The organism is Sphaerisporangium album (genome assembly GCF_003323745.1).
GTDB classification, from domain to species: Bacteria; Actinomycetota; Actinomycetes; order Streptosporangiales; family Streptosporangiaceae; genus Sphaerisporangium; species Sphaerisporangium album.
The window spans coordinates 471,589-496,167 of the sequence record NZ_QOIL01000002.1 but is presented as its reverse complement, the minus strand read 5'-3'; the positions used below and the strand labels follow the sequence as shown (position 1 = coordinate 496,167).

At 70.6% G+C, this 24,579-nt stretch carries 24 protein-coding genes, 1 pseudogene and 1 riboswitch; of the genes and pseudogenes, 12 read left to right on the top strand and 13 right to left on the bottom strand.

The window, feature by feature from the left end; translation table 11 throughout:
* Window positions 1-128: 128 nt before the first annotated feature.
* Complete coding sequence (locus tag DQ384_RS04605) at window positions 129-950, bottom strand: NAD(P)H-binding protein (protein WP_245966245.1); 822 nt, start codon at window positions 948-950, stop codon at window positions 129-131.
* Between the two features lie 104 nt (window positions 951-1,054).
* On the opposite strand from DQ384_RS04605, the gene DQ384_RS04600 reads away from it, so the two are divergent.
* Window positions 1,055-2,128: a glycoside hydrolase family 18 protein gene (locus DQ384_RS04600; protein WP_114027393.1), complete on the top strand. Its 1,074-nt coding sequence runs from the start codon at window positions 1,055-1,057 to the stop codon at window positions 2,126-2,128.
* 101 nt (window positions 2,129-2,229) lie between these two features.
* Here the strand turns inward: DQ384_RS04600 and lepB are convergent, their stop codons facing one another.
* Window positions 2,230-3,090, bottom strand: coding sequence for a signal peptidase I (gene lepB / locus DQ384_RS04595; protein WP_114027392.1), 861 nt, complete (start codon window positions 3,088-3,090; stop codon window positions 2,230-2,232).
* A gap of 311 nt (window positions 3,091-3,401) precedes the next feature.
* Here lepB and DQ384_RS04590 point away from each other — a divergent pair, with 311 nt between their 5' ends.
* Window positions 3,402-4,250: an NmrA family NAD(P)-binding protein gene (locus tag DQ384_RS04590; protein ID WP_114027516.1), complete on the top strand. Its 849-nt coding sequence runs from the start codon at window positions 3,402-3,404 to the stop codon at window positions 4,248-4,250.
* Between the two features lie 90 nt (window positions 4,251-4,340).
* Here DQ384_RS04590 and DQ384_RS04585 read toward each other — a convergent pair whose 3' ends face one another.
* From DQ384_RS04585 to DQ384_RS04575, 3 genes are all read right to left on the bottom strand, one after another.
* Window positions 4,341-5,567, bottom strand: coding sequence for a glycosyltransferase family 4 protein (locus DQ384_RS04585; protein ID WP_114027391.1), 1,227 nt, complete (start codon window positions 5,565-5,567; stop codon window positions 4,341-4,343).
* A gap of 67 nt (window positions 5,568-5,634) precedes the next feature.
* Complete coding sequence (locus tag DQ384_RS04580; protein WP_114027390.1) at window positions 5,635-6,504, bottom strand: SGNH/GDSL hydrolase family protein; 870 nt, start codon at window positions 6,502-6,504, stop codon at window positions 5,635-5,637.
* Entirely contained in the window at window positions 6,504-7,628 is a 1,125-nt protein-coding gene (locus tag DQ384_RS04575) for a glycosyltransferase (protein WP_114027389.1), read from the bottom strand. Before DQ384_RS04575 ends, DQ384_RS04580 begins: the two co-directional genes overlap by 1 nt.
* Window positions 7,629-8,071: 443 nt before the next feature.
* Here DQ384_RS04575 and DQ384_RS04570 point away from each other — a divergent pair, with 443 nt between their 5' ends.
* Entirely contained in the window at window positions 8,072-8,926 is an 855-nt protein-coding gene (locus tag DQ384_RS04570; protein ID WP_114027388.1) for a hypothetical protein, read from the top strand.
* A 213-nt stretch (window positions 8,927-9,139) separates the two neighbouring features.
* Window positions 9,140-9,721: a hypothetical protein gene (locus DQ384_RS04565; RefSeq protein ID WP_114027387.1), complete on the top strand. Its 582-nt coding sequence runs from the start codon at window positions 9,140-9,142 to the stop codon at window positions 9,719-9,721.
* Between the two features lie 55 nt (window positions 9,722-9,776).
* Here the strand turns inward: DQ384_RS04565 and DQ384_RS04560 are convergent, their stop codons facing one another.
* A complete protein-coding gene (locus DQ384_RS04560; RefSeq protein WP_281274006.1) occupies window positions 9,777-11,663 on the bottom strand; it encodes an ABC transporter ATP-binding protein in 1,887 nt (628 codons plus the stop codon).
* A gap of 136 nt (window positions 11,664-11,799) precedes the next feature.
* Entirely contained in the window at window positions 11,800-13,533 is a 1,734-nt protein-coding gene (locus DQ384_RS04555; RefSeq protein ID WP_114027385.1) for an ABC transporter ATP-binding protein, read from the bottom strand.
* A gap of 168 nt (window positions 13,534-13,701) precedes the next feature.
* Here DQ384_RS04555 and DQ384_RS04550 point away from each other — a divergent pair, with 168 nt between their 5' ends.
* A complete protein-coding gene (locus tag DQ384_RS04550) occupies window positions 13,702-14,193 on the top strand; it encodes a DUF6508 domain-containing protein (protein ID WP_114027384.1) in 492 nt (163 codons plus the stop codon).
* Between the two features lie 45 nt (window positions 14,194-14,238).
* Here DQ384_RS04550 and DQ384_RS04545 read toward each other — a convergent pair whose 3' ends face one another.
* Window positions 14,239-14,424, bottom strand: coding sequence for a hypothetical protein (locus DQ384_RS04545; RefSeq protein WP_114027383.1), 186 nt, complete (start codon window positions 14,422-14,424; stop codon window positions 14,239-14,241).
* Window positions 14,425-14,689: 265 nt separating this feature from the next.
* Window positions 14,690-14,860, bottom strand: a riboswitch (M-box (ykoK) riboswitch).
* Between the two features lie 296 nt (window positions 14,861-15,156).
* On the opposite strand from DQ384_RS04545, the gene bla reads away from it, so the two are divergent.
* The 5 genes from bla to DQ384_RS04525 all read left to right on the top strand — a co-directional run bounded on the left by bla (window position 15,157) and on the right by DQ384_RS04525 (window position 19,054).
* A complete protein-coding gene (gene bla, locus DQ384_RS04540; RefSeq protein ID WP_114027382.1) occupies window positions 15,157-16,167 on the top strand; it encodes a class A beta-lactamase in 1,011 nt (336 codons plus the stop codon).
* A gap of 301 nt (window positions 16,168-16,468) precedes the next feature.
* Window positions 16,469-16,759 (top strand): hypothetical protein, encoded by a 291-nt coding sequence (locus DQ384_RS04535; RefSeq protein WP_114027381.1) that lies wholly within the window; start codon window positions 16,469-16,471, stop codon window positions 16,757-16,759.
* Window positions 16,756-16,890, top strand: coding sequence for a hypothetical protein (locus DQ384_RS43560; RefSeq protein WP_281274005.1), 135 nt, complete (start codon window positions 16,756-16,758; stop codon window positions 16,888-16,890). Before DQ384_RS04535 ends, DQ384_RS43560 begins: the two co-directional genes overlap by 4 nt.
* 147 nt (window positions 16,891-17,037) lie before the next feature.
* Window positions 17,038-18,129, top strand: a complete 1,092-nt coding sequence (locus DQ384_RS04530; RefSeq protein ID WP_114027380.1) for an ADP-ribosylglycohydrolase family protein — start codon at window positions 17,038-17,040, stop codon at window positions 18,127-18,129.
* Window positions 18,130-18,343: 214 nt separating this feature from the next.
* Entirely contained in the window at window positions 18,344-19,054 is a 711-nt protein-coding gene (locus tag DQ384_RS04525; protein WP_114027379.1) for an NADPH-dependent F420 reductase, read from the top strand.
* A gap of 169 nt (window positions 19,055-19,223) precedes the next feature.
* Here the strand turns inward: DQ384_RS04525 and DQ384_RS04520 are convergent, their stop codons facing one another.
* Complete coding sequence (locus DQ384_RS04520) at window positions 19,224-19,748, bottom strand: hypothetical protein (RefSeq protein WP_147268639.1); 525 nt, start codon at window positions 19,746-19,748, stop codon at window positions 19,224-19,226.
* Window positions 19,749-19,849: 101 nt separating this feature from the next.
* Here DQ384_RS04520 and DQ384_RS04515 point away from each other — a divergent pair, with 101 nt between their 5' ends.
* Both DQ384_RS04515 and DQ384_RS04510 read left to right on the top strand, forming a co-directional pair.
* Entirely contained in the window at window positions 19,850-20,206 is a 357-nt protein-coding gene (locus DQ384_RS04515; protein ID WP_114027377.1) for a nucleotide pyrophosphohydrolase, read from the top strand.
* Window positions 20,207-20,431: 225 nt separating this feature from the next.
* Window positions 20,432-21,432: pseudogene (locus DQ384_RS04510) on the top strand (IS5 family transposase).
* Here DQ384_RS04510 and DQ384_RS04505 read toward each other — a convergent pair.
* The 4 genes from DQ384_RS04505 to DQ384_RS40260 all read right to left on the bottom strand — a co-directional run bounded on the left by DQ384_RS04505 (window position 21,433) and on the right by DQ384_RS40260 (window position 24,040).
* Window positions 21,433-21,915 carry a DEAD/DEAH box helicase gene (locus tag DQ384_RS04505; protein ID WP_181871023.1) on the bottom strand — a complete coding sequence of 161 codons (483 nt, stop codon included), beginning with the start codon at window positions 21,913-21,915 and terminating at the stop codon, window positions 21,433-21,435.
* A gap of 652 nt (window positions 21,916-22,567) precedes the next feature.
* Window positions 22,568-22,816, bottom strand: coding sequence for a hypothetical protein (locus DQ384_RS04500; RefSeq protein ID WP_114027375.1), 249 nt, complete (start codon window positions 22,814-22,816; stop codon window positions 22,568-22,570).
* Complete coding sequence (locus DQ384_RS04495) at window positions 22,803-22,991, bottom strand: hypothetical protein (RefSeq protein WP_114027374.1); 189 nt, start codon at window positions 22,989-22,991, stop codon at window positions 22,803-22,805. Before DQ384_RS04495 ends, DQ384_RS04500 begins: the two co-directional genes overlap by 14 nt.
* Window positions 22,988-24,040, bottom strand: a complete 1,053-nt coding sequence (locus DQ384_RS40260) for a hypothetical protein (protein ID WP_147268638.1) — start codon at window positions 24,038-24,040, stop codon at window positions 22,988-22,990. The genes DQ384_RS04495 and DQ384_RS40260 overlap by 4 nt, the downstream gene beginning before the upstream one ends.
* Window positions 24,041-24,579 lie beyond the last annotated feature (539 nt).

The window sequence follows — 24,579 nt, the reverse complement described above, 5'->3', positions numbered from 1 at the left end:
CACCCCAACAGGCAGAACGGGCGTGCACCTCCACGCGCACACCCGTCCGACCTGCGAGAACGCCGCCCTACCTGCCCGCCTCCACGCGCGCTACCGCCCCGCCTCCCTGCTCGCTCCCGGGCACCGGATCAGCGGGCGAGGAGCGCGGCGATCGTGCCGGGCAGATCGGTCGCGGGGCGGCCGAGCAGGCGCTCCAGGTCGGGGCCTGTCTCGGCGAGGGCGCCCGCGCGGACCATCGGGGCGAGCGCGCCGAGCCACCCGGCCTCCGCGTCCGTGACCTCGCGGTACCCGACCGGGCCACCGAGCGCCGCCGCGAGGGCCTCGGCCAGCTCGGGGTACGTCCACAGGGGACCGCGCAGCTCGTAGACGGCGTTCTCGTGCCCGGTCCCCGTGAGGGCCGCCGACGCGGCCAGGGCCAGATCGCGCAGCCGCGCCGTGTTGAGCGGACGCCCGCCGGTCGAGGACGTCACCGTCCCGATCTGCCTGGCCTGCGCCAGCGCCGCCCCGACGAACGCCTCCGAGTACAGCGCGTTGCGCAGGAAGGTGTAGCTGAGGCCGGAGGCGGCGATCGCCTTCTCGGTCACGCCGTGGTCGGCCGCGAAGCCCTCGCCGTCGTCCGCGCCGAGGGCGCTGGTGTAGACGATGCGCCGCACCCCGGCCCGGACCGCGCGCTCGACGACCGCCTGGTGCTGCGCGACGCGCACCCCGGGCGTGAGGTCGGGGCCGGACACCAGGAGCAGGACCTCCACACCGGCGAGCGCACCGTCGAGGGTGTCCGGGAGGTCGTAGTCGGCGTGGCGCACCTCCACGCCGCGCGCGGCCAGGGGCGCGGCCTTCTCGGGGGTGCGGGCCAGCGCCACGACGCCGGCGGGGCCGGCCCGGCCCAGCAGGTCCTCGACGGCGATTCGGCCGAGGTTTCCGGTGACACCGGTGAGGGCGATCTTCGTCACGTAGAGTCCACTTTCAGAGGGTCCAGGGGAAAGCGCGGTGAGCGTACCGATGTCACTCCCGGATCCGCCTCGCATTTTCCGTCAGCCCGGGGGTCCCGAAGCCGATGCGGCCGCACCGTGAAGACCAGTCCACCGCCCGGGACGGCCTCGCTCCCCCGGAGCCCATCGGCAGGCCGTCAGGCCGCAGGCCGTGGCGCCGGGCGTGGCAGGTCGTCGTCGTCCTGCTCTCCCTGCCGGTGCTCGTGCTCGCGCTCAGCGGGATCGCGCTGTACCTGTTCAGCCTGGGCACGCCGTCGCCCGGCGCGGTAACGCGCGGCCGGGACGCGGCGTGGCTCGGGCACGCGTGGGTGGACGGGCGCAACGGCGACCCGCAGGTCGCCGCCCTGGCCGCCCATCTCAGGGGCACCGGCGTCAGCGACCTGTACGTCCACACCGGCCCGATCGAGGTCGACGGCACCCTGCCCACCTCCCTGTACCCCCGCGCGGGCTGGGCGGTCGGCGCGTTGCGCCGCGCACTGCCCGGGGTGCGCGTCCACGCGTGGCTCGGGCAGCGGCTGGACCCCGGGATGCTCGACCTGTCCGACGCTCAGACGCGGGCCAACATCGTGCGGACGGCCGGACAGGTGATGGCGGCCGGGTTCGACGGCGTCCACTACAACTTCGAGCCGCTGGACAGCGGGGACCTCGGGCTGCTGGACGTCCTGGACCGCACCCGCGCCGCCCTGCCACCCGGCCGCCTGCTGTCCCTGTCGGTGCACCAGCTCGAACCGCTGCCCGGCCTGAGCACCGCGAGCGAGCTCGTGCTCGGGCGCGCCGCGCTGTGGACGGCCGGCTACCTGCGCGAGGTCGCGCGCCGTCTCGACCAGGTGGCGGTGATGACGTACGACACGGCGCAGCCGACGCAGGCCCTGTTCAGCGGGTACGTGCGCCGCCAGACCGCGCTGGCCCTGGCCGCCGTGCCCACGGGCACCACGCTGCTGATCGGCGTGCCCGCCTACCATGACCCGACCTGGACGCACCACCCGTCGGCCGAGACCATGAGGGCCTCGATCCACGGGGTGCGCCTCGGGCTCGGCGGCGACACGCGGCGGTCCTTCGGCGTCGCGCTGTACGTGGACTTCACGGCCACCGAGGCGGACTGGGACGAGTACCGCCGCGGCTGGGGCGGCGCCGGCTGACGGGTGCCCGCCGAGGGGCCCACGCCGACGGGTCCCGCCGAGGGGGCCCGTCCTCAGAGGTTGGGACCGGCGCGCGATCAATCAGCTTCTGTACTGCTTTCTCACCGGTCGACGAAGGACACCGGGGCCGCGAGGCCCCGTCGGCGGTCGTGGTACGGCCTGGTCAGCAGGCGCCGCCGCCACCACAACAGCGGCACCGCCCCGGCGAACCCGGCCGCGAGCGGCGTGGCCCCGCCGAGGGCGGCCGCCGCCTTGAGCGCGGGCTGGACGAAGGTGTCGGGGATGGGCAGCGTGCCCGCCCGCGACAGCGGCCACACGATCACGAACGCGCGGCCGACGACGGTGTCCACGGGGATCGCGCCGTCCCCCTTGTCGCCCTGGTGCATGCGGGAGTCGTAGGAGATCTGCCGGTGGTCGCCCATCACCCACAGGCGGCCGGGCTCGACCTTGACCTCGAACGTCTTGTCCGACGGCGCGTTGCCCGGATACAGGTAGGCGTCCTCCTTGAGCGGCACGCCGTTGACGGTGACCCGTCCCTGGTCGTCGCAGCACTTCACCGTGTCGCCGCCGACGCCGATGACCCGCTTGATGTAGTCCTTCTCGCCGGGGACCACGCCGAAGGCCGTGCCGACCCAGCGGAAGAACCCGGCGACCGGGTTGGACGGCGGCGGGACGTCGACCTCGCCCTTCCAGGAGTCCACGCCGGAGAAGACGATCACGTCGCCGCGCTCGACGTCGCGCGTGTGGTAGACGAGCTTGTTGACCAGGACGCGGTCGTTCAGCAGCAGCGTGTTCTCCATCGACCCGGAGGGGATGTAGAAGGCCTGCACGACGAACGTTTTGATGGCGAGCGCCAGCAACAAGGCGACGACCACGAGAACGGGCAGCTCACGCCAGAACGAGCCCTTCTTGCGCTTGCCGCTCCTGGCGGGAGTCTTGGTGTCTTCGGCGACCACGTTCACCTCGTCCTCGGCTGGCGGCGCGCGGCGGCACCGGTCCGTCTACATCCATCTTCACCGATCTTCGCTCCACACGCGAAGGATCCCCGGACGGACATCGCCGGACTCGGGCATCGTGCACAATCCTCCCCTGCGCCCGCGGGATCATTCTCCCCGCCCCCGCCCGCCATGGCGAGCCGCCGACCGCCTCGGAAGTCCCGCGTGCCGCCGCGTGCGCCTATACGGGACGCCGTCGCGCCCGCCAAGAGCCTTGACCTCAACCAATGTTGATGTTTCACGATGGCAGCAGCACCGGCATCGACAAGGGAGAAACGATGTTCCTCGTAACGGGGGCCACGGGAAAAGTCGGCGGGCACGCCGTGTCCGCCCTGCTGAAGGAGGGGGCCCGCGTCCGCGCGCTCACCCGCGACCCCGGCGCGGCCCGCCTGCCGGACGGCGCCGAGGTCGTCGGCGGCGACCTGGCCGACCCCGCGTCGCTGAAAGCCGCCCTGGACGGCGTCGAGGCGGTGCTGCTGGTCTGGCCCACACTCTCCGGCGACCACGCCGCGCCCGAGACCGTCGCCGCGATCGCCGGGCAGGTCCGTCACATCGTGTACCTGTCCGCCCGGGGGGTGCCCGACGACCGGAAGACGGGCCAGGGGTTCATCATGGGCTCGCACGCCCGCATGGAGCACCTGATCGAGGACTCCGGCGCCGAATGGACGTTCCTGCGCCCGACCGGGTTCGCCGCCAACACCCTTCAATGGGCCGAGCAGATCCGTGAGACGGGCACGGTCCACTGGGCGTACGGGCAGGCGGGGCGCGCGCTGATCCACGAGCGCGACATCGCCGCCGTGGGGGTCCGCGCGATGCTGGACGGCGGCCACGCGGGCGCGAAGCACGTGCTGACCGGCCCGCGGACGCTCACGCAGGTCGAGCAGGTGGCCGCCATCGGCGAGGCGATCGGCCGTCCGGTCCGCTGGGTGGAGCTGACGCCCGAGGCCGTGCGCGAGGGCATGATCGCCGGGGGCCTGCCGCCCGAGATGGCGGACGCCATCCTCACCGGCCACGCGGCGATGGCGGCGTCCCCCGAGCCGGTCACCTCCACGGTGGAGGAGATCACCGGCGCGCCGGCGACCACGTACCACCAGTGGGCACGCGACCACGCGGACGCCTTCCGCTGACCGCCACGCGAACCGGCCCGCCCCCGTACGAGCCGGCCGCGCCGCCAGGGCCGCGATCCCGTGACCCCCGGCACGGTGACGCGGGCGTCCCTACGCGTGGCGGGCGGGCGCGGGCGTCTCCCGCGGGGGACGCCCGCCCAGCGTGACGGCGTCCTTCCTGGCCACGACCGGCCGCTTCGCCGCCCCGGGAGCCGTGACCGGCGGCACGCGGACGGGCGACTCGCCCACCACGGCCTGGTAGTAGCCGAAGAGCTGGTGGCACAGCGCCGTCCAGCCGCGGCCGAGGACGGACTCGCGGGCGTTGGCCCCCATGCGGCGGCGGGCGTCCGCGTCCCCGGCGAGGCGGGCGACGGCGCGGCGCATCTCGGCGGGGTCGTCCGGCGGGAAGAGCAGGCCGTTGCGGTCCGGCGTGACGAGGTCGAGCGGCCCTCCGGCGGCGGCCGCGACGACGGGCACACCGGCCGCCAGCGCCTCCTGGACGGCCTGGCAGTAGGTCTCGTTCCTGCCCGTGTGCACGAAGACGTCGAACGACGCGAGGATCCGCGAAAGGTCCTCTCCGGTGCGCAGGCCGCAGAACACCGCGTTCGGCAGCAACTTGCGCAGCCGGGGCTCGGCGGGGCCGTCGCCGACGATCACGAGCCGGGTCCCGGGGATGTCCGCCAGCTCGGCGAGCAGGTGCACCCGCTTGTCGGCGGCCAGCCGCCCGACGTAGCCGACGACGACCTCGCCGTCCGGAGCGAACTCCCGCCGCAGCTCGGCGCGGCGGTGGCGCGGGTCGAACTGGTCGAGGTCGACGCCCCTCCCCCACAGCGCCAGCCGGGGGACGCCGTGGTCGCGCAGCTCGGCCATCGTCGCCGTCGAGGGCGCGAGGGTGAGCGCGGCCCGTCCGTGGATGTGCCGGAGCCAGGCCCAGATCAGCGCGTCGGTGCCGCGCAGGCCGTACTGGCGCGCGAAGCCGGCGAGGTCGGTCTGGAACACCGCCACCGCGGGCACGCCGAGCCGCAGCGCCGCCGTCAGCCCCGCCGCCCCGACCACCGTCGGCGAGGCGAGATGGACGACGTCGGGCTCGAACTCCTCGATCGCCCGGTGGATGCCGCGGCTCGGCAACCCCACCCGGAACGACCGGTAGAACGGCAGCAGCCGGAACGCGGGCGTCGAGTGGACCGGGAACCCGGCGTAGGTCTTCGGGCCGGGGTTCGGCGCCACGACCATCGCGTCGTGGCCGTGGTCCGCGAGGTGGCGCAGCAGACGGACCAGCGAGTTCGTCACGCCGTTGACCTGGGGTAGGAAGGACTCGGAGACGATGGCGACTCTCATGGGTCTCACTTCTCTCGCTGCTCTCGCCGCTTCGGCGACGCGGTACGCGGGGTCGGAGGCTCCTCCGTCACGCGCCGGCGGCGGCCGGGGCGCTCCCGCCGGGGCCGGGCGCGCCGAGGCGCCGCAGGATGACGTCGAGCTCGGCGTGCAGCACCTCGTCGAGGGTCCCGGTCCTGCCGCGGACCTCGTGCCACGCCTCGCTGAGGACGAGGCCGCAGAACTGCGGGAGGAAGTCCCGCGAGCGCCGCGCGATCCACCCCGTCCCCTCGACGGCCATCCAGCGCGCGCTCGCCCACGCCGACGGCTCGCGCCCGACCGGCTCGGCGCTCGGCGGCGCGTGACCGGCGAAACCGTGTTCGGCCAGCCCGGCGGCGAACAGCCGCGCCAGCAGGCGGTGGCCGCGCTCGCTCGGGTGCAGCCGGTCGACCCCCCACATCCGCCGCTCGTACAGTGCCGGGTTGGAGCCCAGGTCGATGTGCACGGTCTCGTACCTGTCGGCGAGGTGGTCGAGTACCGCGTTGATGCCGTGGACCCGGCGGGTGAGCGGGCGGCGGACGAAGTCGGGGATGCCGAGCATCAGCCCCGGGTCGGGCAGGCGCGCGGTGAGCACGGTCGCGCCCGCGCCGCGCAGGCCGCCGACGACCTCCTCCAGGGCGGCGGCGATGGCGGCCAGGTCGAACCTGCCGCGCAGCGTGTCGTTGACGCCCGCCAGCACGGACGCCAGCGTCGGCCGCAGCGCGAGGGCCCTCGGGAGCTGGTCGGCGGCGAGGTCGACGGCCGTCGCCCCGCAGTCGGCCAGGTTGCTGAACTCGACCTCGCCCTCGGGGCCGAGCGCGCCGGCGAGCAGGGCCGCCCATCCGCGCCAGCCGCCTCCGGGCAGCGGGTCGCCCATGCCGACGGTGACGGAGTCACCGAGCGCCACGAGTCGTACGGTCATCACCGCGCTCCTATCAGTCCGGGCAGCCCGTGCGCCCCGAGGAAGCCGCCGACCGACGCCGGCCAGCCGAACCGTTCCGCCTGCGCGCGGGCCTGCCGTCGCCGGTCCCGCTCGTCGCGGGCGAGAAGCCCCTGGATCGCGTCGGCGTACGCGCGGGGGTCGTCGCCGACTGCGGCGCCGGCCTCGCCGATCACCTCGGGCAGGGCGCTCGCGCGGGACACGACGACGGGCGTGCCGCCGGCGAGGGCTTCGAGCGCGGCCAGGCCGAACGTCTCGACGGGGCCGGGCGCGACGGCGACGTCCGCCGTGGCCAGGAGCCTCGCCACCATGTCGCGATCGGAGACGTGCCCGAGGAAGCGGACGGGCAGCCCCGCGGCCCGCTCCTCCAGCGCCCGGCGGCGGGGCCCGTCCCCGGCCACGACGAGCCGGGCGGGCACGCCCCGGCGGCGCAGCTCGGCCAGGGCGGCGATGGGCCGGTCGGGATGCTTCTCTGAGGACAGGCGGCTGCAGTGGACGAGCAGCGGCTCGTCCGGCCCGGCCAGCGTGGCGCGCAGCGCGGGGTCGCGGCGTTCCGGGGCGAAGCGGGCGAGGTCCACCCCGAGCGGCACCCGCCGCAGGTTCGGCACGCCGAGCCGCGCGAACTCGGCGGCGGCCCACGCGGTCGTGCAGACGACCACGTCGAAGTCGCGGGCGGTCGCGCGGTTGAGCCGGTCGGCCAGCGCGCGGGCGGGCGCGCGGCCGGGGACGAACAGGCGCAGCAGGCCGTCCAGGCTCTCGTGCGACACCATGACCGACCGCACGCCGCGCGAGCGCGCCCAGCGGCCCGTCCAGCGCAGCGTCGTGCGGTCCGACACCTCCAGGCGGTCGGGGCGCAGCTCGTCCAGCAGGCGGCGCAGGGACCGGCGCGCGGTGATGACCCGGTACCCTCCCGTCCCGGGCACGACCGGGCCGGGAACCGTGATGATCTTCCCGGCCGGGGTCTCCCGCACGCCGGGGCGCGGGCCGGGGATCACCAGGACGGGTTCATGCCCGGCGGCGCCGTAGCCGGAGCCGAGCTCGTGCAGGGCGGTGCGCAGCCCGCCGGAGCGGGGGGCGACGAAATTGGCCAGCCGGACGATCCTCATGTGCCATCCCGGAACACCTCGCGATGCCTACGGGATGGAATGATGAGCTCGCCGCCCACCAGGAGAGATAACCGGATATGGCGTAATTAAGAACCTTGTCCAAAGTGCCCGTGCCAACCCTTTTCGCCGCCCGGACTCGGGGCCGGAACTTCGCGCCAGAACCCCGAACCACCGCGACCCGCCCGGAACGCGCGGCGCCGCGACGACGGACCGCACACCCGCCCGCGCGCCGTGGTGCCGTCATAGGGCGGACGCGGGTGAGGCGCGGCGCATCGGGAGCCCGCCTCCACTATGCTCATCGCCGTTGATCGCCACCAACCAGGCTGTAACGGACGCCCGAACGGAGCAGGGGCGGCGGCGATCGCGCGCACACGGCACGCGACCTCTCCCATCAAACGGGTGACGGGCACCTCCGCACCCATCGGCACCGGACGAGTGGACGGATGAGCGACTACCGGTACTACGAATTCCTCGCGCTGGACCGCCCGCTGACCCTCGCCGAACTGGCCGAGGTCCGCGCCCTGTCCGGCGGCGCGGAGGTCACCGCCACCGGCTTCACCGGCGAGTACAAGTCCGGCGACTTCGGCGGCGATCCGGCCGCGATGATGGAGCGTTACTACGACGCCCACCTCTACACCGACGATTCGGGCACCCGCCAGGTGATGCTGCGGCTGCCGAAGGAGGCCCTCGACCTCGGCGCCGCCGAGCCCTACCTGCTCGACGAGCAGGTCGAGGCGTGGGTCTCGGACGACCACCTCGTGCTCGACCTGCTGAGCGAGGAGGGCGAGGACGGCGACGACGAGGACGACGCCGGCCCGCTGGCGCTCATCGCCGACGTGCGCGCCGACCTGGCCTCCGGCGACCTGCGCCCGCTCTACCTCGCCTGGCTGGCGGCGGTCGGGACGTGGGAGCGCGACGAGGACGCCTTCGACGAGGACTTCGAGGACGAGCCCGAACCGCCCGTCCCCGCCGGTCTGGCCACGCTGAGCCCGTCCCAGCGGGCGCTCGCCGGGTTCCTGCGCCTGGACCCTGACCTGCTCGCGACGGCCGCCACCGCCAGCGTCCCCGAACGCGCCGCCGAGCCCGAGAAGCTGGCCGAGTGGATCGCGGCCCTGCCCGCGAGCGACAAGAACTCACTGCTCCTGCGCGTCGCCACCGGCGAGGCCGGCGGGGCCCGCCTGGAACTCCTCCGCCGCTTCCACGGCGAAACCAAGCCCGCCGACGACTCCGCCACCCGCCGTACAGTGGCCCAGCTACTGGACGCGGCAGCGGAGGCCCGGGGCTCGGCTCCCCGGTAACGCCTCCGGGGCCGGCGAGCGTGGACGGTCCCCTTCAGGCCCGCCGGCACGGCCGGACCGGTCGGCCTGGCCGCCCGCAGGCCTGTACGCATGCCCGGCGCCTTCACGCGTCCCCGGGCGGGCGCTCACGCGTCGGCTCTGGGAGAAATCGGGCGTCTGGTTCTGCTGGAGGGCGTTGACTGGGCGGCGGGGACCGACGACAGAGGGAGACATATGGGCGAGCACGATGCCTTCTGGATCGACCACGGCCACGACCGCGAACTCGCCGGCGAGGGCCGCAGTCGTTACGCCGAGCACGTGCGGCGCAACGTCGCCGCGTTCGACGGGACGTGGGGCGACATCGCGCCGGTCACGTTCGCCTGCGCCGCCTGGAGGCTCGCCATCACGCCCTCCCCGCCGTACGTGCGGCGGCACCGCCGGGTGCTGTCCGCGGCCTGCGACCGCAACCCGTGGGACGGCACGCTCACCGCGCATGTCCTGCTCGTCTCGCCTCCCCCCGCCGAGCTCACCGCCTCGCGGGAGTGGTGGCGCGACCGGGGCTGGCGCGAGTGGCCGCAGACCTTCGGCCAGTTCCTTGACCCGACGGACCAGGACCTCTCACGCAGCCCGTACCTGCGGCCGACCCTGGTCATCGATGCGCCGATCCCCCTGAACGCCCTTCCCCCCGCCCCCGGGGGCCCGGCGGAAACCCTGCCGGAGACCGCCCACCTCGCGGTGACCGCCCTGGTCAGGGAGCTGAACGCCCTGCTGACCCCGATCATCCGCAGGCTGGAGACCGCCCAGACCCCCGGCTGAGCCGCGTAACCGGCTCGGCCGGGGGCCGCCGTCCCGTGGCCCGGGGCCGCCGTCCTCAGGCGGGCGGTTCGCCGTCCGCCGGGACCAGGGCGCCGCTGAACTGCGCCGAGTACAGGCGGTGGTAGGCGCCGCGGGCGTCCAGCAGTTCCTCGTGGGTGCCGTGCTCGACGATGCGTCCCGCCTCCATCACCAGGATCAGGTCGGCGTCGCGGATGGTCGACAGCCGGTGGGCGATGACGAAGCTGGTGCGGTCGGTGCGTAGGGCTGCCATGGCGTGCTGCACCAGGACCTCGGTGCGCGTGTCGACCGAGCTGGTGGCCTCGTCCAGGATCAGCAGGGACGGGTTGGCGAGGAAGGCGCGGGCGATGGTGAGAAGCTGCTTCTCGCCGGCGCTGACGTTGCCGCCCTCCTCGTCGATCACGGTGTCGTAGCCGTCGGGCAGGGTGCGGACGAACCGGTCGACGTACGTCGCCCGCGCCGCCGCGTACACCTGCTCGTCGGTGGCGTCCGGGTTGCCGTAGGCGATGTTGTCGCGGATCGTCCCGCCGAACAGCCACGTGTCCTGGAGCACCATGCCGATGTGCGCGCGCAGGTCCTCGCGGCGCATCGCGGTGATGTCGACGCCGTCCAGCGTGATGCGGCCGGAGTCCAGCTCGTAGAAGCGCATGATGAGGTTGACCAGGGTCGTCTTCCCCGCGCCGGTCGGGCCGACGATCGCGATCGTGTGCCCGGGGTCCGCCACCAGCGACAGGTGCTCGATGAGGGGCTGGTCGGGCTCGTAGCGGAAGGAGACGTCCTCGAACTCGACGCGCCCACGCCGGGCCGCGGGCAGCGCCGGGTCGGCGGGGTCGGGGGTCTGCTCCTCGGCGTCCAGCAGCTCGAAGACCCGCTCGGCCGACGCCACGCCGGACTGCAGCAGGTTGGTCATCGAGGCGACCTGGGTCAGCGGCTGGGTGAACTGCCGGGAGTACTGGATGAACGCCTGCACGTCGCCCAGGCTCATCGTCCCGGTGGCGACCCGCAGCCCTCCGACCACGGCGATGGCGACATAGTTGAGGTTGCCGATGAACATCATCATCGGCATGACGATCCCGGAGATGAACTGGGCGCCGAACCCGGCCTTGAAGAGCTGCTCGTTGCGCTCCCTGAACACCTCCTCGACCTCGGGCCCACGTCCGAAAACCTTGACCAGCTCGTGGCCGGTGAACGCCTCCTCGATGTGGGCGTTGAGGCTGCCGGTGTGCGCCCACTGCGCGACGAAGAGCTTCTGTGAGCGCTTGGCGACGAGCGCGGTGACGACCATCGACAGCGGGATCGTCACCAGGGCGATCAGCGCGAGCAGCGGCGAGATGAAGAGCATCATCGCCAGCACGCCGATCACGGTCAGCAGCGAGGTGAGAAGCTGGCTGAGCGTCTGCTGCAGGGTCTGCGACACGTTGTCGATGTCGTTGGTGACCCGGCTGAGCAGCTCGCCGCGCGGCTGGCCGTCGAAGAACTTCAGGGGCAGCCGGTTCAGCTTGTCCTCGACGTCCGACCGTAGCCGGTACACCGTCCGCTGCGTGACGTCGTTGAGCAGGTAGCCCTGCAGCCACATGAAGAGCGACGCCGCGACGAACAGGACCAGCGCCCACACCAGCGTCGCGCCGAGGGCGCCGAAGTCGATGCCGTGGCCGGGGAGGAGGTCCATGCGGGCGAGCATGTCGGCGAAGTTGCCGTTGCCGGACGCGCGGGCGGCCTCGACCGCCTGCTCTTTGGTCGTCCCGGCGGGCAACTGCCTGCTGACGACGCCGCTGAAGATGAGGTCCGTCGCGTGGCCGAGGATCTTCGGTCCGATGACGGAGAAGACCACGCTGATCACGGCCAGGGTGATGACGGCGATGATCCTCGGGCGTTCGGGGCGCAGCCGCCCGAGCAGCCGCCGGGCCGAGGGCCCGAAGTTCATCGACTTCTCCGCGGGCATCCCGCCCCCGAAGGGCCCCCGTCCGAACGGGCCGCCCCCCGCGGGCGGCCGTGGACGCGCGGGCGCCGCGGTCCGGTCGCTCATTTGGCCCCCTCTTCGCGGCCGGTGCGGATCCGGCTCATACTGCGCTCCCTGCGGTCACCTGGGACTCCACGATCTCGACGTAGGTCGGGCAGGTTTCCAGTAGTTGCTCGTGGGTCCCGATGCCGACGATCACGCCGTCGTCCAGGACGATGATCTGGTCGGCGTCGGCGATGGTGGACACCCGCTGGCCGACGATGACGACGGCGGCCTCGGCCGTGTGCGGACGCAGGGCCGCGCGCAGCCGGGCGTCGGTGGCCAGGTCCAGGGCCGAGAACGAGTCGTCGAACAGGTAGATCTCGGGCTTGCTGACCAGGGCCCGCGCGATCGAGAGCCGCTGCCGCTGCCCGCCGGACACGTTCGTGCCGCCCTGCGCGATCGGCGCCTCCAGGCCCTCGGGCATCGCCTCGACGAAGTCGCGGGCCTGCGCGACCTCCAGCGCCTCCCACAGTTCGTCGTCGGTGGCGTTCGGGTTGCCGTACCGCAGGTTGCTCGCCACGGTGCCGGTGAACAGGTACGGCTTCTGCGGCACGAGGCCGATGCGCGTCCAGAGCATCTGAGGTTCCAGCTCGCGGACGTCGACGCCGTCGACCAGGACGGTGCCGGCGGTGGCGTCGAACAGCCGCGGCACCAGCGAGACGAGCGTGGTCTTGCCCGAGCCCGTGCTGCCGATGATCGCGGTGGTCTGCCCCGCGGCCGCGCGGAACGAGATGCCGGACAGCACCGGCGCCGCCGCGCCCGGGTAGCGGAACTCGACGTCGCGCATCTCCAGCTCGGCGTGCAGCCCCACCTGCCGTACGGGCCGCTCGGCCGGGCGTACGGAGGACTCGGTGTCCAGCACCTCGCCGATGCGCTCGGCGCAGACGGCGGCGCGCGGGATCATGATCGAGATGAAGGTGGCCATCATCATCGACATCAGGATCTGCATCAGGTACATGAGGAACGCGGTCAGGCCGCCGATCTGCATCTCCCCGTTGTCCACCCGGGCGGCGCCGAACCAGAGGACGGCGATGCTGGAGGCGTTGAAGATCAGCATCACGGTGGGGAAGATGAGCGCGGTCAGGCGTCCCACGCTCAGCGCCGTCCCGGTCAGGTCCTCGTTCGCCTGGGCGAACCTCCGCGTCTCCTCACGTTCCCGGACGAACGCCCGCACGACCCGGATACCGGTCAACTGCTCGCGCAGCACCTGGTTGACCGCGTCGATGCGCGTCTGCATCGCCCGGAACAGGGGCACCATGCGGGAGACGATCAGCCCGATCGCGATCAGCAGCGCGGGGACGCACACGAGCATCAGCCACGACAGGCCGATGTCCTGTTTCAGTGCCATGATGATGCCGCCGAGCCCCATGATCGGCGCGGCCACCAGCATGGTGCACGTCATCACGACGAGCATCTGCACCTGCTGCACGTCGTTGGTCGTCCGGGTGATCAGCGACGGCGCCCCGAAGTGCGAGACCTCGCGGGTGGAGAACCCGACCACGCGGTGGAACACCGACGAGCGGACGTCCCGTCCGAAGCCCGCCGCCACCTTGGCGCCGTAGTAGACGGCCGCCACCGAGCAGGCGATCTGCACCAGCGACACGGCCAGCATCCACCCGCCTGCGGACAGGATGTAATCGGTGTCCCCGGCGGCGACGCCCTTGTCGATGATGTCGGCGTTGAGGCTCGGCAGGTACAACGACGCGATGGTGCCCACCAACTGGAACAGCACGACGGCGGCCAGCGCCGCCGAGTAGGGCCTCAGGTAGGTGCGCAGCAGGCGGCTCAACATGGGTGCGCCCCGAGGGAGGGGGCGCGGCGGGGTGTGGAAATCACGCGGAACACGCTATATGAGCACGTAGCTCAGGCACGCGCTATTTTTCCTCCGGCGGAATGGCCGGTACGCCACCCTTCGGGCCGATACGTTGGAAATGCGAACGGCAGTGAGGAGACGGCGATCGTGACGGAGCCACAGCGCGCACGCGGAGCGGGCGGGTCCGGCTTCGGCGGCCCCACCGACGACGAGATCGCCGCGACGCTCGCCGCCCAGCCTGCCGAACGCTGGGCGCGTCTGTTCTCCCTCGCCGGCGCCCTCAGCCCGGCCGGCCTCCAGGTGCCCTGGGGCGGCGGGCAGAAGCTCGCCGCCGGCTCCGTGCAGGTCCCCCATCCCCTCCACGGCGACGCGATCGACGAGGTCGTCGCCCTGCTGTACGAGCTGAAGGTCATCGTGGTGTTCGACTGGCAGCAGTGGCACAGGACGACCCCCCTGTTCCCGGACGGACGCGGCCTGGCCGGCGCGCCCGTCGCCGACGCCGCCCGCCTGGCCACCACGTTCGTCCGCGGCGAGCGGTTCTCCGACGGCGCGATCCATCGGGCGATCGAAACGGGCGCGCTGCGGGCGATCCTCGACCGGCTGCGCCGCTGGTTCGACGACGAGCGCCCGGCGGCCTGACGAGGCCCCCCGGGCGGACGCCGTCCCGGTACGCTCCCGGGTGGTCTACGCACTCATGGCCTGGCCGGCCACCCGTACGGCGATCTCGACGGCCAGGCGTACGACGAACGACGCCCCGACGGCCTCCGCGACCGCGGGCAGCGCGACGGCCGCCAGCGGCCACAGGGCACGCAGGAGACGCCGCAGGTCGGCGCTCGTCAGCATCTGGGGCAGCGTGATCGTGATGGTCATGGCGGACCTCCTCCGCTTACGCAAGGGGAACGCCCCGCGGGAGCATCGCACCGGGCGCGACGGCGGCCGCGCGTGAGCTCTGAAGGCCCGACCGGTCTCGGCCGGTCAGCCGTCCCGGCGCGGGCGATGGATGCGGGGTGTCACGGAACAGGACAGTCGACTATGGCAATCGACGTCCATCACGCGTCACCTCCTCCTTACACCGCCCGCGAGCATGCCAGGGCGCCCGCGCACGCGCCGTCCTCGACGGCGGACCAACAGTTGACCAGCACCCCTCATGTAAGAGCTTCGGCACTGCACGGCGTGATCCCTGAATGGGAAGCCACCTGGGGTCACCCCTTAAGCCGGGGAGACCTGTCCTGACCCTGGGCATCTCTCGATGTCGTGGGGTCAGTGGCCTGTGTCCGCGCAGACGCCTCACCGAACGAGGTGCCACCCATCCAGGACACCCGTTTCTCCCCACCACCGTCAAGCGCCCCGCGAAAGATCTCCCCGCACCTGGTGGAGGCCCCCGACCAGGACGAACGTCCGTCACCCACCGCACCCGGCCCCGGGCACCTCCGAACCTGACTCCGACGCGGGCACCGCAGCGCCGGCCATCAGCGCGATAGCGGCCCGACCTGCACTGATACGAGTGCCGATATGAGGGGCGGACCAATATCGATATTGGACACCATCCGTCTCACTCTGATGTCCTTCTTGCGCCCACTGATCACGAGCGAAGGACATGGAATGCGGCACTTGCCCACTCACCGGCTTCCTGCGGCGCTGAAGGCGACCGGGCTGACGATCTCCCTCCTCGCGGGTGGAACCGCCTGTGGTGTGGACACCGCCGTGGCCGACAGCCGGGCGATCCCCCGGACCGGAGTGGCCCTGACCGCGACAGGCGTCAAGCAGGGCGGCCTCGAAGACCTCCGGCTCACGTCGCCCCGCGAAGCCGTCGCCCACCGGCTGCTGCGCGACCTGGAGAAGTCGTCCAAGGGTCGCATCGGCGCGTACGCCGTCGACACGGCCACCGGCAGGACGATCGGCTATCGCTCCGGCGAACGCTTCCCCCTGCTCTCCACCTTCAAGGCACTGGCCTGCGCCGCCGTCCTGGACAAGGCCCGCACCTCCACCCCAGGGCTGATGAACCGGGTGATCCACTGGAAGAGCGGCGACCTGAAGGAGAACTCCCCGGTCACCGAGAAGCACGTGGATGACGGCATGACCGTCGCCAAGCTCTGCGAGGCCGCCATCACCTACAGCGACAACACCGCGGCCAACATGGTGCTCAGGCAGATCGGCGGACCGGCGGGCCTGACGAAGTACTTCCGCTCGCTGAAGGACCCGATCACCCACCTCGACCGCTGGGAGACCGAACTCAACAACTGGAGCCTCAAGGAGAAGCGCGACACCACCACCCCCGCCGCCATAGCCCACGACCTGCGCAAGGTCACGGTCGACAACGCCCTGGACCCCCGGGACCGCGCCCAGCTCAACGCCTGGCTCCGCGCCAACACCACCGGCGACGCCCGCATCCGCGCCGCCCTCCCCAAGACCTGGATCATCGGCGACAAAACGGGCTCCTCATCCTCCTACGGCTCCGCCAACGACATCGCCGTAATCCACCCCACCGCCACGACTCCCCCCATCATCATGACCATCTACACCAACCACCACGCCCGAGACACGGCTTACGACAACAAGCTCATCGCCGACACCGCCGCCATCCTCACCAAGTCCCTCGGCAAACTCCCCTGAAGGCCCGGACGGGACGAACCGACTCGTGGCGGGCCGTCACTCCAGAGCGTCCAGATGGCGCATAGGGTCGTGCAACCCGTCGGCGTAGGCACGCAGGTCGCGTACAGAGCGAGCCCGGAGCCGCCGACCGGCGGCACCGGCCAACCTCGACGAATCCAAGCGCGAGGACGAGTGTATGTTGTGCACTCGGTTCACATATGATCTACTGCATGCGGCCACCATCCGATAGGTGTTTCTGCGGCATTCCGATGCCGGACCGGCGATGTCGCGGTAGACCTGGCTCAGCTCAGTGGAGGAAATCATGGTCGGTCTCGCCGTTACACCGCTCCGGCTGGACGCTGGATTCGATGTGCATCTGCGCTGGGTGGAGATGACTCTCACCTACGGCGGCCTCATCGAAGGCGTGCCCAGGCAGCGGATGAACGACGAGATGTTCATCGGTCGGACGATGGAGCGGACGCGCCGGAAGTGGACGCAGTACCCGTCCATCTCGTCCCACCGGCTAGAACCATCCCGGACGATCAGCAACGCTTCGATCGGCGCGGCCCCCGCCCCCACCCGTATGGCCTTGTGGAGTTCCTGCCGCCCGTGAAGTGCATCGGGCTATTCGAGGCCGGGATTCCCAACGCCGAGTCCTCGTGCCTGGTCGTGATCTGGTTTCAGGACCACAGCGACACGCTCATCCACCCCGAAGCCGCCGCCGAGCTGCGCCGCCTTCCTTAGAACGATCTGGCCAGAGATTTCGGCTTCGACGCGCCCCTGTAGACAGAAGGGGACTTCGCAGAAGCCCGTGAATCAGCAGAGATCGACCGCGACGTGGCGGCTACTGCCGGTACGGTCAGGGTCATTCGTGCGAAGGAGATCACCATCATGCGCGACGCCGAGCACACCGATGTGAGCTTTGGCAGCAGAGTGCGTGGCTGCCTGCTCGGAGGGGCGATCGGGGACGCGCTCGGGGCGCCCATCGAGTTCGACTCCATCGCCGACATCCGCCGCCGCCATGGTCGTACGGGGCTGACCGACCTCACCCCCGACTGGCGCGGGAAGATCGGCCTGATCACCGACGACACCCAGATGACCCTGTTCACCGTCGAGGGACTGATCCGCGCCGGTGTCCGTGCGCGAGAACGAGGCTTCTGCGCCGAGGTGGACGTCGTGCGCAACGCGTACCTTCGCTGGCTCGACACGCAGCAGCACAAGTCCCCGCCACCGGATGACGGGCTCGTCCGCAGTGGCCGGCTACGCGAGCAGACCTGGCTCTACGACCGCCGTGCGCCGGGCAACACCTGCCTGTCCGGCCTGCGTCACCAGCTCGGCCCGACGGCGACGGGTGGCGCGGCCGGCGCGGTCAATTCCGGTTCCAAGGGGTGCGGCACGGTCATGCGCTCGGCCCCGTTCGGCCTGGCGTCCCCCGAACCGCGGGAGGCGTTCCGCCTGGCGGCGGCCTGTGCCCAGATCACCCACGGCCACCCGACCGGCTACCTCTCCGCAGGAGCCTTCGCGGCGATCGTCTCCTTCCTCGCTCAAGGACATGCGCTCGCGAACGCCGTACAGGAGGCCCTCGCCCTGCTCTCCGCACACCCCGGACACGAAGAGACCACCGCCGCGATCCAGGCCGCAGTCGCCCTGGCCGGTACGACACCCCCCACCCCCGAGGCAGTGGAAACCCTCGGCGGCGCATGGGTCGCCGAGGAGGCACTCGCGATCGCCGTCTACTGCGCCCTGGTCCACGAGCACGATGTCGAGCGTGCGTTGCTGCTGGCCGTCAACCACTCCGGCGACAGCGACTCGACCGGCGCCATCTGCGGCAACATCCTCGGAGCCGGACACGGCGAGACGGCCCTGCCCCAGCACTGGCTGTCACCCCTGGAAGGGCGGACCACCATCACCGAACTCGCCGACGACTTCACCACCTGGTTCTCCGGCGGCGACCTCCCCCGGGGCAAATATCCCGGCTCCTGAGCCGGTCAAGCGGTGATACTCATCACCAGTTCACCCGGACACCGAGAGGGCGTTTCGTACGGTGTCGCCCATCGTGGGTGGCGCCGAGGCGCGGCGATCGGACACAGCGGGCGGGCGTCGCCGAGCCCGGAGCCGGCGGGTGCCGCGGGAGCATGCGCTGAGAAGCCCCGACCAGAGAGGAACAACAGAGACCAGGGATGTCGTTGTCGCCGTCATGGCAACTCTCGGATTGATCGGCAGCGGGAACATCGGCAGCACGCTCGCCCGGCTGGCGGTGGCCGCCGGCCTGGACGTCGTGCTGAGCAACTCCCGCGGCCCGCACACCTTGACCACGCTCGCCGAGGAACTCGGCCCGCACGCCAGAGCCGCCACCCCGGCCGAGGCCGCGGCCGCCGGGGACTGGGTGGTGGTGACCGTCCCATTGCACGCATACCGCCAGGTACCGGTGGAGCCGCTGGCCGGCAAGGTCGTCCTGGACACCGGCAACTACTATCCCCAGCGCGACGGACAGATCCCGGAACTGGACACCGAAGAGACCACCACCAGCGAACTGGTCCAGCGGCATCTGCCGGACGCCCAGGTCGTCAAGGTCTTCAACAACATCTACTTCAAGCACCTGGCCGCCCTGGCCCGCCCTGCGGGTTCCCCGGACCGCACAGCCCTGCCGATCGCCGGCGACGACCCTGGGGCCAAGGCCGCCGCGACCGCGCTGCTGGACATCCTCGGCTTCGACGCCGTGGACGCAGGACCGCTGGCGGAGGGCTGGCGCTTCCAGCGCGACACCCCCGCCTATGCCGTGCCCTACGCCAGGAACCCGCAGGGCCTCGGCATCGCAGGCGACGACCCCGGCTCCCCCGCCGACGCCGACACCATCCGCGCCGCCCTGGCCGCCGCCCGCCGCTACCGCGACACCGCGCGGGACTGACGCTCCCCCAGCACCGCCTCGCCGCAGGCCGCGGCGAGGCGCAGGGATCGGTACAGATCCCCGCCCATGTCCTGGGCGCCGCGTCGGCGAAGTGGGATACGACAATGCCGGCGCCCTCGTACGGCGAGCACCCCGGGGACCGTTCACCGGACAGCTGTGGGGCAGCACACTAGGCCATCACGAACCAAGCAATGATCTTGACCGGTCCCCTGAGGGGTCCCGTGCGGGGTTTGACCTGGATGGCGTACACCTCGACCTTGCGGTGATCCACCTCTCCCGTCACTGCGGCGGCCACCTGCCCAGGATCGGCCTGCTTCTGGGCTTCGTCCGCCGGGACCGCGGTCCAGTGCGGCGGGCGGAACCCACGCAGAGTCTCATCGATCGAGGTACGCGGAAGCTCGGTCTCTATCCAAGGGCTGCCGCTCTCGGGTGGGCCGCAGCTGTGCCCACGCTCGATCTCGTCAGGGTTCACGGAGGGCAGGTATCGGGCGACGGCCTGCGCCAGCCTCTCGTTCTCGGCCTCGCTCCGAGCGACGCAAGCCGGGTCCGGCCGTTCCATCATGACGTCGAGGCCGCCTTTCACCCAGTTGAAGGCGACAGCGCCGAACGCCACGAGCACACACGACACCGCGGCGACGATGAGGTACAGGTCCCGCCTACGCACAGCCACCGACCGCCTCTCACGAAGCCACACGAACGCGACCGCAGCGCGGAGCGTTCGTCCCTACCGCCGAATAGTCTCGCTGCTCTGCCCTGCTGCCCGCGACGGAGAACCACCGCGGGTAGCTTGCTCCCATGAGCGAGCTTGAAGGCCTGGCCGAACGGCTACGACGCTTTGCGCAGGCCAGAGACTGGGAGCAGTTCCACACGCCGAAGAACCTGGCGATGGCGCTGGCCGGTGAGGTCGGGGAACTGCTTGCGGAGTTCCAATGGCTTACGCCTTCGGAATCCTCCGAGGTCATGGAGGATCCGGAGGCTTCCGGTCGGGTGCGATCAGAGGTCGGCGACGTGATGATCTTCTTGATCCGGCTGGCCGACATCTTGGACATCGACCTGGTCCAGGCGGCACACGCGAAGCTGGACGAGAGCGAGAAGCGCTACACGGTCGAGGACTATCGAGGTTCGGCGAGAAAGGCCCCGCCACTCGCCTGAAACAGCCCATGGGCGGGCACACGCCGCCTGCTCCGCCAAGGACCGCGGGTCGCGACGGGCGTCTATCTGGGGACGGCGACGGCCGTGCTGTGGAGCCGTTCCTCGATAGTCGTCCGGCGATCCACACCGGCCCGTCTTTCCTGTAAGGCCACAAGGCAAGAAACTACGCGATCAATGTTTGGGATTCGCCCCTGCGGCAGAGCGGGATCCGGTAGGTCGTCGTGTGTGACGCGGGCCCAACTGACAGACGAAGAGTGGGAGTTCATTGAGCCTTACCTGCCGATCGGCAGGTTCGGCCCGTACCCTGAGCGGCTACGGCAGCAGTTCGAGGGGCGTGATCTGGCGGTTCAGGACGGGCGGGCAGTGGCGGGAGATGCCCGAGGAGTTCAGCGCCTGGCCGACCGTCCACAACCGCTTCCGGCAGTGGAGGGACGCGGGTGTTTTCGAAGCCTTGCTGGAGGGGGTTATCGCGGAAGCCGTCAAGCGTGGGGAGGTGGACTTGTCCCTGGTCAGCGTGGACTCCACCACCGCCCGGGCTCATCACGACGCCGCCGGGATGCACCTGGGCAGCGACCTTGTCGCCGCGCTGGAGAAGGCCGCCGAGGACGACAAGGCCAGCAAAAGGGGGCGACCCGGAAGGACAACAGGAGCAGAACGCCGCAAACGACCCCGAAGCAGAAGAACGGCGACGCGTCCGGTACCGGCGTAAGCTCCGGCTGAAAGCTGCCCTGCTCGGACGCTCCAGGGGCGGGCAGACCAGCAAGATCCACCTCGCCGCCGACCGCAAGTGCCGCCCGCTGGCGTTCGTCTTGACCGCAGGACAGGCCGCCAACAGCCCGCAGTTCATCCCGGTGCTGAAGAAAGTACGCATCCGGGTGCCCGTCGGCCGTCCCCGGACCCGGCCCGGCGCGGTCGCCGGCGACAAGGCCTACTCATCCCGCGGCAACCGCGCCTACCTACGGAGACGGCGTATCAAGGCAGTCATCCCAGAAAGGAAGGACCAGGCCGCCAACCGGAAGAAGAAGGGCAGCAAGGGCGGCCGGCCCGTCAGCCACGACGCCGACCTGTACAAGGAGCGGAACACCGTCGAGCGCCTGATCAACAAGCTGAAGGCCTGGCGAGGCATCGCCACCCGCTACGACAAGACCCCTGCAAGCTACCTCGCGGGCCTCCACCTCCGCGCCGCGATGATCTGGATCAAAGACCTCACCCGGACCATCCCTTGATCACAGCCAAATACACGCCCTACGGCGTTGCCACCAGCGCTCCGCCTTCCCCGGCGTGCCCTCCCATGACCGTGACTCCTTGAGCAGGTCCGAGATGATCGGCAAAAGGAATGCCTCAGTCTTACCCGAGCCGGTCCCCGCCGTCACAACGACGTTCCGCCCAGGTATGAGGGCCGAGACGAGCGCCCGCTCCTGATGGGTGTACAGTTCTGGGCCTACCCCGAGCAGACCCACCTCGGCGAAGTCCGCAAGCTCCTCGGCACCGCTTGCTCGCGTGACCGATTCACTCAACGAGCGGCCGGTGGTCGCATACTCCGGCCGAACCTCTACGTACGGCTCCGCGTACATCCCACCTGGAACGTTCAGCAACGCGCGCCGCTCCGCACGCAACCGAGGGTCCCGAATCCGGAAGGCCGTGTCGTAATACCGCAGGTAGGCATCGCGCAGTGCCTCGAACGTACGAGTAACATCGAGCCCACTCATCGAATCTCCAATTTCCGGCGCGACGACTTCGCGATCTTCTCGGCGATCCATCGCGGCACCCCGTCGTAGGCCATTCCTGCCGTCAGCCGCAGGGGTGGCAGACCGGTGCACAGCACTGCGGCCTCCCGGTGGCGACGGGGTAGTGGAGCTCGATGATCGACAATGAGTCTCCCCAGACTCCGCAACCCGCTCCCGTCCCCTTCAGGCTGCCATATGAAAGGGAACGCCGCCGCCGGCAGGGAGATCTGAATCCCCGCAGAGCGATCAACGCTGTACCACTGTTGATTACGGAAGATGGCATACCGGGGAATCCGCCCGTAAAGCAGGTACTCATACAAACCTGGGCGCGGCGATGGAACCGTTCTCGGTCGTCCGAACCGCCCCGACAGCGTGTCGAAGACGGCCAACTCACTGTCCCGCGCGGGTCCCGGTCCCGGTTCGCCCAGCTCCAGACGGGTTAGCCCATCCGCGATCCGCTCCGCTGCGCATGGCGTCAACTCGGCTCCGAGCACGTCCCCCGCCTGCTCGATGTTCGTCTGGAACCAGACTGTCGACGGCGGGCGAATCTGTGTCCCTTGAGGGCTCCGGCATACGACCACGCCCGGAAGATGATTCCAGTCCTGGGGGGCGGGGCGAGCCCCGGCGAGCAAGGTCACACCCGTCTCGTTGGCAGTGCCGTCAGCGCCAGCGGCTGCGCCCTCCAGGTCCGGGCAGTCCAGTCGAGCTGGAGTATCCCGAGACCTTCCATCAACTCGATCCATTGCATGGCATCCACGGCGTTGGCCCTCGCCGCCCAGACGATGTCAGCGCGGAGGCGATCGATCCGTCCCGACTCGATCTCGGCAAGCCAGGAGACGACCAGATCCGGATCGAATCCCTGCGGGTGCTCAGAAACGGCCATTGCCGCACCTCAAGACTGCTTCCAGGTATTTCTTCCAGAGTCTTTCCGGCGGCGGATGCTCGATCGCGAACATGAGCGCCCAGAACTTTCGCATATCCGGGGTGAGGTGAGAGATCCGCGGCTCCTCGGGGCGCATCAACTTCACCTCGATGGTGCCGTCCGGGTGATCGATCACGAGCCATACCGCGGAATCGGGGATTCCATCGTCTCGGGCTCACCGCCCAGCCCCGTTCGACGCTCACGCCACCAGAGGGGCGGTGCCGTTGGGATCAGATCGGTGTAGCGGCCCTCGGCGTCGATTATCGTGGATCCCTCAAAAGGTGAAGGCTGTGTGCGGGCGCGCGAAGGACCTGGTGCCTCAAAAGGGACGGGCCGACGTGGGGCATGCAGGAAGAACGTCAGCTGTCGGGCTCCGGCATCGATTCTGTGCTCACCATGAGCAAGACCTCGGCCCCGAAGCTCCGTTGGCCTTCCCCCTGTCGAGATCGGCACGCCGTCGAGATGGACGACGTCCGCTCCGGGCGGCGGCACCAGATCCGGCTCACCCCCGACGAGATAGTGCCGCCGCTCGCCCGTCACCCGAAGGTGGAGGCCACCCACTAGCCTGGTCCGTTGGTCCCCGGGACCGTCATCGAACTCGAGGTCGGTGGCCACGCGCCAGCCGTCCACCGAGCTATCGTCCCATTCCTCCCACTCAAAGCCTGCTCGCTGGACGAGGCTCCGAGCTTCCAACTCACCTTGCTCATCAAAGATGACGAGGGATGCCCTATTAGGCGATGCGTTGTCGACCTCGGTCCATCCCCCTAGCGGATCCTCTTGGAGGATCAGTGGGTGCCGCCGGGGCTGAAGGCTGATGCCCAGGCGTTCGCCGCGTGCGGCCAACCCCTTCTCGAGCCCCTGCTTGAGGTCAGGAACGTCGCCCGAGATGACGTAAAGGGCTCCTTCACCACGCGCCGTCACGACGAGATGGCCACCGGGGTGCGCCAGCGTGTCGCCATCGACACCGGCGACGCGTTCCGCGCGCCACCCCAACTTCCAGCCGTCCCGGTAATCATCAGTCGCGGTAACTTTCAGCCGCAGCCGTCGTAATCCGCTCGGCACCGGAGGAACGCGACCGTCTGATTCGGCGAGAGAGATGAGCAATGGGCCGAGGACATTGTCATCGCTGTTCTTGTCGAAGGCCTCCCGGAGGCGGCGAGAGAGTCGCGGTCGGTCCTTCCACATCCGCAGGCCTCGGAAGAGTGTGGCGGCGTCTCGTCCCTGGAATTCCGCGAAGAACCGAGCCAGACGATCGTGATCCGCGGCGCAAACGAGGGCCTGCGACTGGGCGTACCCAATGAGCTCTCTCTACCCTTGGACGCGTGCAACGTACTGAACCCTCGCGTCCCCTCGCGCTCCTTCAGCCACGTATCGAGACACTTCCAGAGAATCCCTACGGTGTCATAATCCCTCTGGAGATATTTCTCATGATCGCTCCCGCGATACCAGTTCGGCGGAGAAAGGATCTCCGCGAGCCGGGCGTAGTAGGCGAAGGCCCCCCGCCCGCCATTGCCCCGCATGCGCGTCGCCGCCAGCACGCATACCGCGAGCAAGGGCAGGCATGGTGGCGGATCCTCCGATGAAGACCTCTCCCAAATAAGGACGTCACGGTAGACGCGCTCGTACGCGCCGCGCTGCCAATCAATAGCCTCTTGCGCGACGGCAGTACATAGATCATTTATGGCATCTGCGGCACGTGCATCGCCGTGCAGACGTATGGCCTC

Coding starts and splice junctions, on each gene's coding strand:
- DQ384_RS04600 (WP_114027393.1), top strand. CDS start 1,055: ATGCGGCCGCACCGTGAAGACCAGTCCACCGCCCGGGACGGCCTCGCT.
- DQ384_RS04590 (WP_114027516.1), top strand. CDS start 3,402: ATGTTCCTCGTAACGGGGGCCACGGGAAAAGTCGGCGGGCACGCCGTG.
- DQ384_RS04585 (WP_114027391.1), bottom strand. CDS start 5,567: ATGAGAGTCGCCATCGTCTCCGAGTCCTTCCTACCCCAGGTCAACGGC.
- DQ384_RS04580 (WP_114027390.1), bottom strand. CDS start 6,504: ATGACCGTACGACTCGTGGCGCTCGGTGACTCCGTCACCGTCGGCATG.
- DQ384_RS04575 (WP_114027389.1), bottom strand. CDS start 7,628: ATGAGGATCGTCCGGCTGGCCAATTTCGTCGCCCCCCGCTCCGGCGGG.
- DQ384_RS04570 (WP_114027388.1), top strand. CDS start 8,072: ATGAGCGACTACCGGTACTACGAATTCCTCGCGCTGGACCGCCCGCTG.
- DQ384_RS04565 (WP_114027387.1), top strand. CDS start 9,140: ATGGGCGAGCACGATGCCTTCTGGATCGACCACGGCCACGACCGCGAA.
- DQ384_RS04560 (WP_281274006.1), bottom strand. CDS start 11,663: ATGAACTTCGGGCCCTCGGCCCGGCGGCTGCTCGGGCGGCTGCGCCCC.
- DQ384_RS04555 (WP_114027385.1), bottom strand. CDS start 13,533: ATGTTGAGCCGCCTGCTGCGCACCTACCTGAGGCCCTACTCGGCGGCG.
- DQ384_RS04545 (WP_114027383.1), bottom strand. CDS start 14,424: ATGACCATCACGATCACGCTGCCCCAGATGCTGACGAGCGCCGACCTG.
- bla (WP_114027382.1), top strand. CDS start 15,157: ATGCGGCACTTGCCCACTCACCGGCTTCCTGCGGCGCTGAAGGCGACC.
- DQ384_RS04535 (WP_114027381.1), top strand. CDS start 16,469: ATGGTCGGTCTCGCCGTTACACCGCTCCGGCTGGACGCTGGATTCGAT.
- DQ384_RS04530 (WP_114027380.1), top strand. CDS start 17,038: ATGCGCGACGCCGAGCACACCGATGTGAGCTTTGGCAGCAGAGTGCGT.
- DQ384_RS04525 (WP_114027379.1), top strand. CDS start 18,344: ATGGCAACTCTCGGATTGATCGGCAGCGGGAACATCGGCAGCACGCTC.
- DQ384_RS04515 (WP_114027377.1), top strand. CDS start 19,850: ATGAGCGAGCTTGAAGGCCTGGCCGAACGGCTACGACGCTTTGCGCAG.
- DQ384_RS04505 (WP_181871023.1), bottom strand. CDS start 21,915: ATGAGTGGGCTCGATGTTACTCGTACGTTCGAGGCACTGCGCGATGCC.
- DQ384_RS04500 (WP_114027375.1), bottom strand. CDS start 22,816: ATGGCCGTTTCTGAGCACCCGCAGGGATTCGATCCGGATCTGGTCGTC.
- DQ384_RS40260 (WP_147268638.1), bottom strand. CDS start 24,040: ATGTGGAAGGACCGACCGCGACTCTCTCGCCGCCTCCGGGAGGCCTTC.